The sequence below is a fragment of the Bacillus sp. FSL K6-1005 genome (genome assembly GCF_038000225.1).
Classification (GTDB): domain Bacteria; phylum Bacillota; class Bacilli; order Bacillales; family Bacillaceae; genus Bacillus; species Bacillus mojavensis.
Genome location: NZ_JBBOBP010000001.1, coordinates 1,051,496 through 1,065,124 on the forward strand (window position 1 = coordinate 1,051,496; position 13,629 = coordinate 1,065,124).

Annotated in this window: 14 protein-coding genes and 2 pseudogenes; 11 read left to right on the forward strand and 5 right to left on the reverse strand. The window is 40.4% G+C overall.

What is annotated here, in order from left to right; all coding sequences use genetic code 11:
* The first annotated feature begins 98 nt into the window (after positions 1-98).
* On the forward strand, positions 99-1,415 hold the full coding sequence (gene cshB, locus NST16_RS05365; protein WP_010334967.1) for a DEAD-box ATP-dependent RNA helicase CshB: 1,317 nt from the start codon (positions 99-101) through the stop codon (positions 1,413-1,415).
* Positions 1,416-1,424: 9 nt separating this feature from the next.
* Entirely contained in the window at positions 1,425-2,318 is an 894-nt protein-coding gene (locus NST16_RS05370) for a deoxyribonuclease IV (protein WP_024122077.1), read from the forward strand.
* Between the two features lie 31 nt (positions 2,319-2,349).
* Here the strand turns inward: NST16_RS05370 and NST16_RS05375 are convergent, their stop codons facing one another.
* Entirely contained in the window at positions 2,350-2,604 is a 255-nt protein-coding gene (locus tag NST16_RS05375; RefSeq protein ID WP_168748255.1) for a DUF2624 domain-containing protein, read from the reverse strand.
* Positions 2,605-2,720: 116 nt separating this feature from the next.
* Here NST16_RS05375 and NST16_RS05380 point away from each other — a divergent pair, with 116 nt between their 5' ends.
* Together NST16_RS05380 and NST16_RS05385 are read left to right on the forward strand one after the other, a co-directional pair.
* The gene (locus NST16_RS05380; RefSeq protein WP_010334965.1) at positions 2,721-3,602 is read left to right on the forward strand and encodes a YitT family protein; all 882 of its coding nucleotides are present in this window, start codon (positions 2,721-2,723) and stop codon (positions 3,600-3,602) included.
* 141 nt (positions 3,603-3,743) lie between these two features.
* Positions 3,744-4,181, forward strand: coding sequence for a Fur family transcriptional regulator (locus NST16_RS05385; RefSeq protein ID WP_010334964.1), 438 nt, complete (start codon positions 3,744-3,746; stop codon positions 4,179-4,181).
* A gap of 43 nt (positions 4,182-4,224) precedes the next feature.
* Here the strand turns inward: NST16_RS05385 and NST16_RS05390 are convergent, their stop codons facing one another.
* Complete coding sequence (locus NST16_RS05390; protein ID WP_010334963.1) at positions 4,225-4,806, reverse strand: nucleotidase; 582 nt, start codon at positions 4,804-4,806, stop codon at positions 4,225-4,227.
* Between the two features lie 131 nt (positions 4,807-4,937).
* Here NST16_RS05390 and NST16_RS05395 point away from each other — a divergent pair, with 131 nt between their 5' ends.
* Complete coding sequence (locus NST16_RS05395; RefSeq protein WP_081720839.1) at positions 4,938-5,327, forward strand: DUF308 domain-containing protein; 390 nt, start codon at positions 4,938-4,940, stop codon at positions 5,325-5,327.
* A 25-nt stretch (positions 5,328-5,352) separates the two neighbouring features.
* Here NST16_RS05395 and ispG read toward each other — a convergent pair whose 3' ends face one another.
* Together ispG and NST16_RS05405 are read right to left on the reverse strand one after the other, a co-directional pair.
* The gene (gene ispG, locus NST16_RS05400; protein ID WP_340888286.1) at positions 5,353-6,471 is read right to left on the reverse strand and encodes a flavodoxin-dependent (E)-4-hydroxy-3-methylbut-2-enyl-diphosphate synthase; all 1,119 of its coding nucleotides are present in this window, start codon (positions 6,469-6,471) and stop codon (positions 5,353-5,355) included.
* A gap of 137 nt (positions 6,472-6,608) precedes the next feature.
* Entirely contained in the window at positions 6,609-6,908 is a 300-nt protein-coding gene (locus tag NST16_RS05405; protein ID WP_010334960.1) for a LysM peptidoglycan-binding domain-containing protein, read from the reverse strand.
* Between the two features lie 189 nt (positions 6,909-7,097).
* Here NST16_RS05405 and NST16_RS05410 point away from each other — a divergent pair.
* From NST16_RS05410 to NST16_RS05420, 3 genes and pseudogenes are all read left to right on the forward strand, one after another.
* Positions 7,098-7,239: pseudogene (locus NST16_RS05410) on the forward strand (IS200/IS605 family transposase); the annotation flags it as partial.
* Between the two features lie 625 nt (positions 7,240-7,864).
* A complete protein-coding gene (gene yqgA, locus NST16_RS05415; protein ID WP_010334959.1) occupies positions 7,865-8,293 on the forward strand; it encodes a cell wall-binding protein YqgA in 429 nt (142 codons plus the stop codon).
* Between the two features lie 218 nt (positions 8,294-8,511).
* Positions 8,512-9,458: pseudogene (locus NST16_RS05420) on the forward strand (IS3 family transposase); the annotation flags it as partial.
* A 495-nt stretch (positions 9,459-9,953) separates the two neighbouring features.
* Here the strand turns inward: NST16_RS05420 and NST16_RS05425 are convergent.
* Positions 9,954-10,721, reverse strand: coding sequence for a DUF1189 domain-containing protein (locus NST16_RS05425; protein WP_340884586.1), 768 nt, complete (start codon positions 10,719-10,721; stop codon positions 9,954-9,956).
* A gap of 129 nt (positions 10,722-10,850) precedes the next feature.
* Between NST16_RS05425 and NST16_RS05430 the strand changes: the two genes are divergently transcribed.
* From NST16_RS05430 to NST16_RS05440, 3 genes are all read left to right on the forward strand, one after another.
* Positions 10,851-11,333, forward strand: coding sequence for a DUF456 domain-containing protein (locus NST16_RS05430; RefSeq protein ID WP_010334953.1), 483 nt, complete (start codon positions 10,851-10,853; stop codon positions 11,331-11,333).
* 177 nt (positions 11,334-11,510) lie between these two features.
* Positions 11,511-12,119, forward strand: a complete 609-nt coding sequence (gene sodA / locus NST16_RS05435) for a superoxide dismutase SodA (RefSeq protein ID WP_010334952.1) — start codon at positions 11,511-11,513, stop codon at positions 12,117-12,119.
* Positions 12,120-12,226: 107 nt separating this feature from the next.
* Entirely contained in the window at positions 12,227-13,519 is a 1,293-nt protein-coding gene (locus NST16_RS05440; RefSeq protein ID WP_340884591.1) for an MFS transporter, read from the forward strand.
* The last annotated feature ends 110 nt before the right edge of the window (positions 13,520-13,629 follow it).

A 13,629-nucleotide genomic window follows, 5' to 3' on the forward strand; every position in this document is an offset into this window, starting at 1 on the left:
GAATAAAACAAACGCCTTCCAAACGTGGTGTTTTTAAGGGAAATCGGGTATAATGTGATGATGGACACATAATGTGCCGCTTTAAGGAGCTGGGAAAAATGAAAGAAACTAAATTTGATGTGTATGAATTGAAACCGTTTATTATAGATGCAGTACATCGCCTTGGTTTTTATGAACCGACTGATATTCAAAAAAGGCTGATTCCTGCTGTATTAAAAAAAGAAAGCGTCATCGGACAGTCTCAGACTGGAACCGGAAAGACTCACGCTTACTTACTTCCTTTGTTAAATAAAATTGATCCTGCTAAGGATGTCGTTCAGGTGGTTATTACGGCTCCGACGCGCGAGCTTGCCAACCAGATTCATCAGGAAGCGCTGAAAATCACTCAGGGTGCTGAAGGTGATTCGATCCGTTCCAAATGTTTTATCGGAGGCACAGATAAGCAGAAAGCCATTGATAAACTGAAAACGCAGCCGCATCTGGTCGTCGGAACGCCGGGACGGATTGCGGATTTAATCAAAGAACAGGCATTAAGTGTTCATAAAGCTGAGTCTCTTGTTATTGATGAAGCGGATTTAATGCTGGATATGGGCTTCCTTGCAGACGTTGATTACATTGGTTCACGTATGCCAGAGGATCTGCAGATGCTTGTGTTCTCTGCAACGATTCCGGAAAAGCTGAAACCGTTTTTGAAAAAATACATGGAAAACCCGAAATACGCCCACGTGGAGCCTAAACAGGTCACTGCTGCGAAAATTGAGCATATTCTTATTCCTTCAAAGCACCGTGATAAGGACAAGCTTCTTTTTGATATCATGTCTAATCTGACCCCTTACTTAGGCATTGTGTTTGCTAATACGAAAAACAATGCCGACCATATCGCCAAATATTTGATGGACAAAGGGATGAAAATCGGACTTCTGCACGGCGGCTTAACGCCTCGTGAGCGTAAAAAAGTCATGAAGCAGATTAATGATTTGGAATTCACTTATGTAATTGCAACTGACCTCGCCGCAAGAGGCATTGATATTAAAGGTGTCAGCCATGTCATCAACTATGAGCTGCCGGATGATCTTGATTTTTATGTTCACCGTGTGGGCAGAACAGCGCGCGCGGGTTCTTCAGGACAGGCCATGACAATTTATGAGCTTTCTGATGAGGATGCATTGGTGAAGCTTGAGAAAATGGGCATTGAGTTTGATTACCTGGAGATTGAAAAAGGCGAATGGAAAAAAGGCGATGACCGCCAGCGCCGCCAAAAGCGTAAAAAGACGCCGAACGAAGCAGATGAAATCGCCCATCGTCTCGTGAAAAAGCCGAAGAAGGTTAAGCCCGGATATAAAAAGAAAATGAGCTACGAGATGGAGAAAATTAAGAAAAAACAGCGAAGAAATCAATCTAAAAAAAGAAAGTAGGGGAACCGGTTGTTGAGAATAGGTTCACACGTCTCTATGAGCGGAAAACATATGCTTCTGGCTGCGAGTCAGGAAGCAGTCTCTTACGGGGCGAACACGTTTATGATTTATACAGGCGCGCCGCAAAATACGCGCCGAAAAAAAATTGAAGACTTAAATATAGAAGCCGGCCGCGCTCACATGCAGGAAAACGGCATCGACGAGATTATCGTACACGCGCCTTATATTATTAATATTGGCAATACGGTCAATCCGGCTACTTTTGAGCTTGGTGTTGATTTTCTCCGCTCTGAAATTGAGCGGACAGCTGCTATCGGCGCAAAGCAAATCGTCCTTCACCCGGGTGCTCATGTTGGCGCGGGAGCCGAAGAAGGCATTAAGAAAATTATTGAAGGCTTAAATGAAGTCATTGATCCGAATCAAAATGTGCAGATTGCATTAGAAACAATGGCAGGCAAAGGGTCTGAATGCGGCAGAAGCTTTGAAGAGCTTGCGCAAATTATTGATGGCGTTACACACAATGAGCATTTGTCTGTATGCTTTGACACATGCCATACACATGATGCCGGCTACAATATTGTCGAAGATTTTGACGGAGTGCTGAATGAGTTCGATAAAATTGTTGGTATTGACAGAATCAAAGTGCTCCATATCAATGACAGCAAAAATATTAAAGGCGCGAGAAAAGACCGTCATGAAAATATTGGCTTCGGGGAAATTGGGTTTGACGCATTGCAATATGTCGTTCATCATGAGCAGTTAAAAGACATTCCGAAAATCCTTGAAACGCCGTATGTCGGTGAAGATAAAAAGAACAAAAAACCGCCGTACCGTTTTGAGATTCAAATGCTGAAAGAAAAGCAATTTGACAACACATTACTCGAAAAGATTTTACAGCAATAAAAAAGCGGGGGATTGAATCCCCCGCTTTTTTTCAGCTTGAGAATTGCTTGAAAAGTTCATGAACGGTTTGGGCTGTTTCTTTTGAAGTAATGGATTCTACTTGTTTCAGCAGCCGCGTACGTTCCTGCTCATTAAAAATATTCACATTTTTCCCGTATAACAGGTTTGCTACTTCAATTGCTTGCGGTTTTGTCAGACTGATTCCGTATTGCTTGGAGTACTTCAATAAATCTTCAGCAGTGGCTTGATTGAGCCTCTGCAAAATAATTCTTTGAAATAATATCATCGAACATTCCACCTCTCAGACATAATGTATGGGCAAATCAATAAAATGTGTCAGCATTTCATGGTAAAATAGAGTCATAGTCTATTTAAAATAGTTATTGCAGGAAAGGAGATTTTATGACCCCAACAAAACAACACAAAAGAGAATCATTTACCCACTTTATATTCAGGGTCATCATGATTCTGATCGGAGCTGCGTCTGCGGCGGTGAGTATTGAATTATTTTTAGTCCCCAATGATTTTATTGATGGCGGCATTATCGGTGTATCACTTATTTTAGACCACCTCTTTATGTCAAACCCCTTTCTGAATTTCGCTGTTTTTGTTGTCATCTTAAACATTCCTTTTATGATCTTCGGATATAAATATATCGGTAAGACCTTCCTCGTTTCTACTGTTATCGGGATCGTCGGCCTTGCCTTAATCGAATCCTCGCTTCACCACGTAGAAGCCATTACGACACAGCCTATTCTGGCTACAGTATTCGGAGGTCTATTGCTCGGCTTTGGCGTGGGTCTGGTGATTCGTAACGGAGGTTCAATGGACGGCACAGAAATTCTCGGTATACTGTTAACGAAAAAATTGCCGTTTTCAGTTGGTGAATTTGTGATGCTTATCAATGTATTTATCTTTATTTGGGCCGGTTTTGTGTTCGGTCCTGAGCAAGCTATGTATTCTTTCATGACTTACTACATTGCCATGAAAACCATTGATGCGGTCATCCAAGGGCTTGATGAAACAAAAGCTGTGATTATTGTCTCGGACCAGTATGATGAGATTTCCGACGCAATATTACACCGTCTCGGACGCGGAACAACGAAGCTGAAGGGAAAAGGCGGCTATACAGACGAGGAAAAAGATGTGATTTATGCAGTTGTCACAAGGCTGGAAGTGACTAAGCTCAAATCCATTGTGTTTGAAGTCGATGATAATGCCTTTATTACAATTATGAATACTCATGAAACAAGGGGCGGCAAATTCAAAACCGCAATCCACTAGGCTTTCATTTACTTTTATTCATTTTATGGGTATAATTTTATCAGTAGTTAAGAAAATGGCTTGCTGGTCAGACAGCTGCCATTTTCTTTTTGATATTTAAGATACGTTCGTTCTTAAGCAAAGCGAAAAGGGGGGCCCTTCATGAACGTACAAGAAGCGCTGAACTTACTGAAAGAAAACGGATATAAATATACAAGCAAACGGGAAGATATGCTTCAGCTTTTTGCTGATTCGGACAGGTATCTGACCGCTAAAAATGTACTTTCTGCACTAAATGATGATTATCCCGGGTTAAGCTTTGATACGATTTACAGAAACCTATCTTTGTATGAAGAGCTAGGTATTTTGGAAACGACTGAACTTTCCGGTGAAAAGCTGTTCCGATTTAAATGCTCATTTACTCATCATCACCATCATTTTATTTGCCTGGCTTGCGGCAAAACAAAGGAGATTGAGTCTTGTCCGATGGATAAGCTCTATGATGACTTAGATGGCTATCAAATCAGCGGGCATAAATTTGAGATTTACGGGACATGCCCAAGCTGTGAACAGGAAAAGCAAGATCAACCCTCTGCATGAGAGTGAAAGGATAGAGAAAAAGGAGCCTAATCAGGCTCCTTTTTTAATTTTTCACACGTATGAAAGAATGTTTATTTTCATTTATCCATTGAACCGCTTCGAGCCAGTTGTTAACTCTAATGATGTTTGAATCAATCGGAAGCTGGTTATAAGGCGAATTGAATAAAATCACCGGTATACCAGCTTCTTTTGCAATCATCATTGCGTTTCCATGATGATCCTCAAAAAACAAGTCGATGTCATGTTTTTTGACCGCTTCGACTTTATGATGCCCGCCCACAAGCTCTATGTGGTCATAATGGATGTTTTGTCTGTCAAACCATTCGTACGTAATATCGCTTAAATGAGTCCTTCTCGCCGTAATATAAATCAGCCGGTGCTCCTCTTTGAGGAGGTCAAGGGACTGTTTTGCATGCTGCGCAAGAAGTGCTTCTTTATATATCGTCGCTTCATTTTGATTCATCCAATCCCAAAATTCGTCCTGTGTAATACGTAACAGTTTTGTTAAATCATAATCCGTCATATCGTTTAATGAAATGGAAAGATTAAACGAGCGGTTTAAATAAGGGACGAATGTATCCTGAGCCGTGATTGTGCCGTCAATATCTATTCCTAAACGTAACATGCCCACACTCCTTCAGTTTCATCCTTTCAAGTGTAACATAAACAATTAGCATTACCAGAAAAGTTTAGCAAACATGAATCGGGAAAAATGGATCAAACTATAAAAGCTCCTTTATAAAACAGAAGGGGGAATTGAAGGTGGCAAACGATTACGAAAAACGTGATAACAACAGTTACTATGTAGATCATGGTTCTGAAGGAACAAATATTACCCGCGACAATGATGGTTTTTTTGAGGAAACAGCTGCTGAAATTGCAGAGCCTTTCCGTGCTTCTGACCGAAGCGATGACCAAGGGAATGACCGCAGCGGCAGCAATGTCAATGAAGGACGGGGAATAGGGTATATCGCTTTAGCCTTGTCCATTATTTCATTGTTTGTTCTTCCTGTTTTGTTGGGAGCTGCCGGTATTATTGTCGGCTATATCGCAAGAAGAAGAGGAGCCCAAAGTCTGGGCGCATGGGCTATGGGGATTGGTGTTGTCTCATTAGTGCTTGGAATATTTATTATTCCATTTTTCTAATACAAAAAAGCTTGACGGGTTCCCGTCAAGCTTTTTGTGTTTCTTCATCTAATTTCGCTTTTTCAGCCTCAAGCTTTGCGTAGTGCTCTTCAGCAAGGATGTCGATTTCTTTTTTCAGTTCTTCAACCATTGTTTCTTCTGGAACCTTACGGACAATTTTACCTTTTCGGAACAGAAGGCCTTCGCCGCGTGCTCCAGCGATGCCGATATCAGCTTCTCTTGCTTCACCTGGGCCGTTTACCGCACATCCGAGAACGGCAACTTTAATCGGCGCTTTCACTTTAGAAATGTATTCTTCCACTTCGTTGGCGATACTGATCAAATCAATCTCAATACGGCCGCAAGTCGGGCATGAGATGAGAGTTGCAGCATTAGAGGCCAAACCAAAGGATTTCAATAGCTCTCTCGCTACTTTAACCTCTTCTACCGGGTCTGCGCTTAATGAGATACGCAGGGTGTTACCGATGCCCTTGCTTAAAATTGAGCCAAGTCCTGCTGCGCTTTTTACTGTACCGGCAAACAGCGTACCTGACTCGGTGATGCCGAGGTGAAGCGGGTAATCAAATGCTTTTGACGCTTTTTCATAAGCTTCGATGGCAAGGTTTACGTCAGAAGCCTTCATGCTGACGATAATATCGTGAAAATCAAGATCTTCAAGAATCTTAATGTGATGAAGAGCACTTTCTACCATGCCGTCTGCTGTCGGATATCCGTATTTTTCTAAAATCCGTTTTTCCAATGAACCTGCGTTTACACCGATTCGGATCGGAATCCCTTTTTCTTTTGCCGCTTTAACGACCGCTTCGACTTTTTCACGGCGCCCGATGTTGCCTGGGTTGATTCGTATTTTATCTGCGCCGCCTTCAATGGCTTTTAACGCAAGTTTATAATCAAAATGAATGTCAACGACGAGCGGAATAGAAATCCGTTTTTTAATATCCGCAATGGCGTTTGCCGCCCGTTCATCCGGACAAGCCACCCGCACGATTTGGCATCCGGCTTCAGCCAGCCGGTTAATTTCCGCAACTGTTGCTTCTACATCATGTGTTTTGGTTGTTGTCATGCTTTGGATAACGACTTCATTGTTACCGCCTATTGTTAAAGGTCCCACTTTAACGGGACGCGTTTTTGTACGATGGGTGATTTCACTCACTTGTCAATCGCTCCTTAATTGTAGTTGCCGCTTCTAGATAGAATAAACCTAGTATGGTGTATGTCAATGTATTTTACAAATTATATTGTAACAGTGTATTCGCCGAACTGACAAGAAATTAACGTTAATTATGGGTAGACCGGGAATTTGTATGCTGTTCCTGCCTGAATCGTATTGGCTTTTACATTTGGGTTGAGCGCTTCAAAATCCTTTACAATATCGTCAGGGGAACTTGCAGTTCCGACAATTGACATGACCGTGTCACCCGGTTTTACCGTTACCGTTTTATATGCTGTTTCCTGTACAGCTGTTTTTGCCGATGCTTTATAGACAGGGAGGTTCTGAATGGGGATCGTTCCAATTTTAAGATCATAAAAAAGGATAAAAAGGATAAAGAGAATGCCGAATACAAAAGTGAGACGTTTCATTGACTTTGCCTCCCGCATACAACATTTTGATAACATTGTATGCTTGTCCGTGTTGATTCATGACAAAAGAAAACCCTAGGCTAGGCCTAGGGTTCCAAGAAGCTTCCACTGTGGCATGAAAGCTCTCTTCCAAAGGTGCTAAAATATTTTTGGTTCGGCAACTAAAATAGAGCATACGGAGGAGTTATGATGTCAAAAGACAGTAATAGTGCAGCACACATAACTTTGAATTATAAGTATCATATCGTAATTACCCCGAAGTATAGAGGACTTATGTGAAAGAAAAGGCAGCGAGATTATCAAAGCAACAGCGTGCAAAGATCACATCAATTATGTTTATGACAAGGAGTATAACTGTTCATCGCTGAGAAGTTTTCTTCATAATGGCTTTGAGTGGCGTCTTGTCGACGGTGGATATACAAGGGTGAGATCCATACCATACCTTCCGGTCTACGACATTGGTTTTATTGTGACCGATGGTCTCGCGAATGGAATGATGTACAAATTCAAATTCATATAGGATGAATACTTTCATATCAACAATAGACAGTCCATTATGGGAAATTAAGGAGTGGAACGACTACCATAAAATACAATAAAAGTAAAAGTGTTATAATTCTCGCGCTTTCCTAATGATCAGCCAAACCAGTTCACTCCCTGCACAACGATTTATTCATGCTGTTTTTCACTCTATATATTGTAACAAAAAAGTTTATCGTTAGGACTTTGTTGACAAATTGAAGAGACTGCTAAGGAAGTCTCTTTTTTATGTAGTTGTGTGGTTGAATTTTGAGAGAATCTCTTTGACTTAAATATAATGCAGTCAAAAAGGTGAGCGAGCTGTCTTATTAATAAAATGATGATGTTTGATAATAAAAACACATATACCATTATTTACAAAAGCTGAAGGATTTGTTAGGATTACATAGTAATATTTTTAAAGGAGGAACCTAGTAATGAAGCAAGGAAAGTTTTCAGTGTTTTTAATTTTGCTACTAATGGCAACGCTTGTAGCACTACCTAAAGAAAAAGCAGAGGCAGCAAGCAGTGGTTGGCAATCAGTAAGTGGTATCTCTGGTTGTAAGATAAGAGTTATTACTGACGCGTATACATATACTAAAAGTGCTACGTCTATTGACGCTTATGCAGAGACAAACGGAAAATGTGGTAAGTTAAATTATAAGAGTTTTGGTGTTTCTATTGTCGAAGGTGGGGATATTGGTCCTCAATACTCAGGGTATTTTTCGAGTAGAACACCAACTAAAAAGTTTTACTTCAGTAAATTACCAAAACCGACAGGTGTACCTTGGGCAGTAGGTTTATCTGTGTACAAGGGGAAAGCTAAGGGAGCAGCATTTGTTTATATAAATCCTCAGAAAAGATAATAATAATATATTACTACTAAAACTCATGAGGATTGAAAGAGATAATTCTAGTTTTTTTTGGTACTAAATTTTATATCGAATTAAAAAGCTGGGTGTCGGGGGACTGACCCCATTAGATGAGACAAATAAAAAACACCTTCAAGTTTGAAAACGGATCGTTGTTATCCGAAATAAGACTTGGAGGTGTTTTTTGTATGTATGGGAACAAGAGTGAGTTATACACTTACGGAAAAGGTCCGGAGTATGCTTCCGAATTAGAGAAACTGCAGGCAGAGAACCGTTATCGGAGACAACAGAATGAAGTTTTAAAAAAGTACAACGAATTGGAAAGGAAGTTGATAGCCAAACGTCAGTCGAACTTGTAGAAGCCGTACAGAATATCTGTGTTCATTTAGGTATCTCACGAGCATCTTATTATCGTTGGAAGAAGAACCTGACGAAAGATCATCCCAAGTGCCATTTGGAAAAATAAATCGGCATGTTGTGCCGAGAGCACAAGTATCGATATGGATATCGAAAAATTACAGCTATATTAAAAAAAGAAATGCGTATTAATCATAAAACGGTTCACCGTATCAGGCAGAACAATCAGTGGCAGTGCCGGGTTAAGGTGAAAAAGCGCAAGAAGAATGGACAGCCATATGCCGTGGTCGATAACATAATGAATCGGAATTTTCAGTCTGATCGTCCTCTTGAGAAACTAGTAACGGACATCACATATTTGCCTTATGGACAGAAACAATTGTACCTTTCTAGTATATTGGATGTATACAATGGAGAAGTGATTGCTTTCACGATTGGAGATAAGCAGGACACAGACTTTGTCTTAAACACACTTGATCAACTGCCAACACTGCCTCAGAACTGCGTGTTACATAGTGACCAAGGGTCTGTGTATACATCTTATGAGTATCAGAAAGCTGTTAAAACAAAAGGCATTACCATGAGCATGTTCCGCAAAGGGACGCCCGCTGATAATGCCTCCATCGAATCGTTTCATTCCTCACTAAAGTCTGAAACGTTCTATCTTAACAGCATTGTTCGAACCACGAACGCCATCGTAGAACGCACTGTCAAAGAATACATTTATTATTATAACAACATTCGTATTCAAACGAAACGAAACAGCCAATCACCGATAAACTATCGGCAATTGGCTGTATAAAAGGTGTTTTGATCCCTGTCTCAAAAACGGGGGACAGTCCCGTCCCCGGTACCTGGCTTTTTATTATATATTTTCAGAAAATTATTCATGGCACTTTTATTAATGATGCGCACATAAATTTATGTTCTGTTGGGGCTAAAAAAGAAAAAAGTTTTATATATCTTTTACTATGCTACGCCTCAATTTATGACAAAGGGTTTGTTTCTGAAGGATAGATTCTTGAAATTCAACAGTAATCATTATTGTTTTTTTAGACATTGTTTTAATTGGCTGAGATTAAAAAATATTATTTCTTCACAATTGAATTTTCTGGATTCAGTGTTTGCTAAAAAAGCTATCTGTTTAGAACGAAATTCTTTCACTTTCATATTGAAGAAACCCTTCAAGAAAAGAAACTGTAGCATCCAAGTTGGAAGATTGGCCTTTTTATACGTTTGCTTAAAGAGAAAGTTAACATGTTCCATTCTTCATTTGGAAAATTCCTGAAATTATCGGCTATTTTTTTAAGATTTCTTTTTTAGCCGGGAGCTCTTTTAAAACGAGAAACAGGATGACAAAGTTAACAAACCAGTTGACTAAAAATTCACTTTGCACCGTTGTTTCTAACGCACGCATAATCGTAAAAAATATCGTTGAAAGGGTGATGGAGTAAGCAGAAAGCTTCCATAGCTGCTGGTAGGACAGCTGCTTTTGCTGAGCGTTCTTTATGATTAGCCCGATAAGCGCCAAGAAAGATACCTCAATAAATTTTCCCGCCGCTGTCACGAGAAAAATGAGTACTGAAAGAACAGTCACAATCATCGCTTTATTTTGGTTTAACCCTGCAGTGATATCTTTTTTTGTTAAATCTGACGGCATCATTGAGTAAGCCATCTCTTGGGCCTGTCCGTCAATGGCCAAAACAAACTTATCCTGAAGTATACCTATTGCGTTTTGCTTTGCTTCGATTTGTTCTGTGCCATATGCATCCGTCGGATCAAACACGATGACAAAGCCGTTTGCCTTTGATTCTGTGGCTTTTTTTTCATCTGTTTGAAGTTTGCCGTTTGAAATTGTGAAATCAGGGAAATCTTTGTTTAAAACGGATTTAAAGCCGTTCATAGATTGGACGGTCCCTGAGCTTACATAATAAGCAGTGGGGATCGCAAAAAGGACAGAGAGCAAAAATACATAAAGAATCGCTTTTCCGATTCCTTGAAATCTTGTTTTTGCAATATCCCGTGGAGAGTATGTACTTTTGATGAAAAGCTGAAATACATTCACTGTCTTCACTTCCTAGCTATACAATATATGTTGCTTATTGTATCGCTGCCTGCGTTTGAATACAAGGAAGACCTGCATTGGCAGAAGTGTAAGATCAGAGATGTAAGCATATTGAGGAGGATGGATACTATGGATATTTTGTATTGGCTGTTGATCGCGGCACTATTTATCATTGCTTTTATCGGGCTTGTGTACCCTGTTATTCCAAGTGTTGTATTTATTGTAGCCGGTTTTGTATTATACGGATTTTTGTTTTCTTTCAGTCCGTATTCCTATATGTTCTGGCTGGTTGAAGCTGTATTCGCCGCAGTATTATTCGCTGCAGATTATGTTTCCAACCTGCTTGGTGTAAAAAGGTTCGGCGGAAGCAAAGCTGCTATTTGGGGAAGTACGATCGGTTTGTTAATCGGACCATTTGTGATTCCGGTTGCAGGAATCATACTAGGGCCGTTTATCGGGGCTGTTTGTGCAGAGCTTATCGTACATCAAAAAGATGTAAAATCAGCGTTTAAAATTGGGCTAGGCTCATTGATCGGCTTTTTAACGGGTGTCATTGCAAAGGGAATTATTCAGCTTCTAATGATCGGATATTTTTTATGGACTGTTCTTTAAAGATGCCATTCAGGAGGTTTAAGGTGACAAAGTAACGGTTAAAGTGAAATATGTCTGCTGAAATAGCCAAATTGTGAGCTTTTTCATTGATTACATGGCGTTCTTTTGTTACATTGAATGAAGAAAGGCTCGCTGTAAAGCGGCATTTCAGTACATATATATTAAGGAGGAATTATCATGGCTTACGAACTTCCAGAACTACCTTATGCGTACGATGCTTTAGAACCGCATATCGACAAGGAAACTATGAATATTCACCATACGAAGCACCATAACACATACGTTACAAATTTAAACAAAGCGGTTGAAGGAAACACTGCTCTTGCAAACAAATCAGTTGAAGAGCTTGTTGCAGATTTAGATTCTGTTCCTGAAAACATCCGCACAGCAGTCCGCAACAATGGCGGCGGACATGCGAACCACAAATTATTCTGGACACTTTTATCTCCAAACGGCGGTGGCGAGCCAACTGGCGAGCTTGCTGAAGAGATCAACAGTGTATTTGGAAGCTTTGACAAATTCAAAGAACAATTCGCTGCAGCAGCAGCTGGACGTTTCGGTTCAGGCTGGGCATGGCTTGTTGTAAACAACGGCAAACTTGAAATCACAAGCACGCCAAACCAAGATTCTCCGCTTTCTGAAGGCAAAACGCCTATCCTAGGTCTTGATGTTTGGGAGCATGCTTACTACCTGAACTATCAAAACCGCCGTCCTGATTACATTTCAGCTTTCTGGAATGTGGTAAACTGGGACGAAGTTGCTCGTCTTTACAGCGAAGCAAAATAATAACGCAAAACAAGGTCCTCATAAAAGGGCCTTGTTTTTTTATGTCTTCTCTTTACATATCTCCGTTTCAGTGAGACAGACTAAGGGGTAGTAAAGGGGAGTCAGTAATGAGCAAACTAAAAAAGGTAATTGGCGATGTAGATGTAAATAAAGGATTACTCCTTCTGCTGACCGTTGGCGGTCTTTACTCGTTAGGAATTGCGCTGTCCAATACATTTGTGAATGTGTATCTCTGGAAGCAGTCAGGGAAATTTATTGACTTGGCGATATACAACTTATCGATTGTGACGATGCAGCCGATAACATTTTATTTAGCTGGCCGGTTAGCCAAAAAAATAGACAGGGTTTTCATTCTCAGATTCGGAGTGATTTTTTTAGCAGCATTTTATTTAAGTGTGCTGCTGGCTGGGGAAACGGCTGCATCACGTCTTGTTCTCATCGGAGCGGTGCTCGGAGTAGGCTATGGATTTTACTGGCTCGCGTTTAATGTGCTCACCTTTGAAATAACAGAGCCTGATACGCGGGATTTTTTCAACGGCTTTATGGGCATCCTGTCCTCATCCGCAGGAATGATTGGTCCGATTGTTGCAGGATTTGTCATCTCAAGACTTGAAAATAATACGGGTTACACTGTCATTTTCAGTCTCTCCCTCAGTTTATTTGCACTGGCTGTCGTGATGAGCTTCTTCCTAAAACGGAGAGAATCAAAGGGCCATTTTATGCTGAGTAAGGTATTTGGAGAACGCCACACGAATATGAATTGGCGGCGAATTACAAATGCGCATTTTTTTCAGGGCTTGAGAGAAGGGATTTTCGTCTTTCTAATCAGTGTTTTTGTGTTTATTGAGACAAACAGCGAACTGGCTCTCGGAACCTTTGGTCTCGTCAACTCAGCTGTTTCCTTTTTTGCCTATTATTTTGCATCAAGGCTAATCAAGAAAAAGGCCCGTAAAAAATCAATTTTGCTTGGCGGTCTTATTCTGTATGGTGCGTTGTTTCTGATACTCTTTCATATGAGTTTTACGACATTATTGACGTACGGTGTGTTTATAGCGATCGGCTATCCTCTCCTGCTCGTGCCTTATGTATCGCTTACATATGATGTCATAGGCCGGGCCAGACATGCCAGAAAAGCGAGAATTGAATATATCGTGCTGAGAGAACTTTTTCTAAACGCCGGCAGAATTGTTTCGATTTTATGCTTTCTTCTTATCGTGGCCCTTTTAAAAGAAGATATAGGTATACCGTTGTCGCTTGCTATCTTGGGCATCGGACATCCGCTGATTTATTACTTTGTCAAGGATATTCGTTTTAAAGAGAAAGATGAGGAACATGAAACTATGGAAGAAGACGGCCAGGGCCGGGTGACTGAACCGAACCTTTTAAAGGGCCAAAGATAATTTTTTGGCAAAAAGGGGTTATCTGTAGAAAAAAGTCGAAAAAACCTTTAAAATGAAAAATGGCACTCTTACTTGAGTGTCTTTTCTTTCTGTAAATAGAAAAGGTGATG

Excerpts from the sequence above, each read along its gene's own strand:
- NST16_RS05375 (WP_168748255.1), bottom strand. The coding sequence starts at position 2,604 with ATGATATTATTTCAAAGAATTATTTTGCAGAGGCTCAATCAAGCCACT.
- NST16_RS05385 (WP_010334964.1), top strand. The coding sequence starts at position 3,744 with ATGAACGTACAAGAAGCGCTGAACTTACTGAAAGAAAACGGATATAAA.
- yqgA (WP_010334959.1), top strand. The coding sequence starts at position 7,865 with ATGAAGCAAGGAAAGTTTTCAGTGTTTTTAATTTTGCTACTAATGGCA.
- cshB (WP_010334967.1), top strand. The coding sequence starts at position 99 with ATGAAAGAAACTAAATTTGATGTGTATGAATTGAAACCGTTTATTATA.
- NST16_RS05430 (WP_010334953.1), top strand. The coding sequence starts at position 10,851 with ATGGATATTTTGTATTGGCTGTTGATCGCGGCACTATTTATCATTGCT.
- NST16_RS05390 (WP_010334963.1), bottom strand. The coding sequence starts at position 4,806 with ATGTTACGTTTAGGAATAGATATTGACGGCACAATCACGGCTCAGGAT.
- NST16_RS05380 (WP_010334965.1), top strand. The coding sequence starts at position 2,721 with ATGACCCCAACAAAACAACACAAAAGAGAATCATTTACCCACTTTATA.
- NST16_RS05405 (WP_010334960.1), bottom strand. The coding sequence starts at position 6,908 with ATGAAACGTCTCACTTTTGTATTCGGCATTCTCTTTATCCTTTTTATC.
- NST16_RS05440 (WP_340884591.1), top strand. The coding sequence starts at position 12,227 with ATGAGCAAACTAAAAAAGGTAATTGGCGATGTAGATGTAAATAAAGGA.
- sodA (WP_010334952.1), top strand. The coding sequence starts at position 11,511 with ATGGCTTACGAACTTCCAGAACTACCTTATGCGTACGATGCTTTAGAA.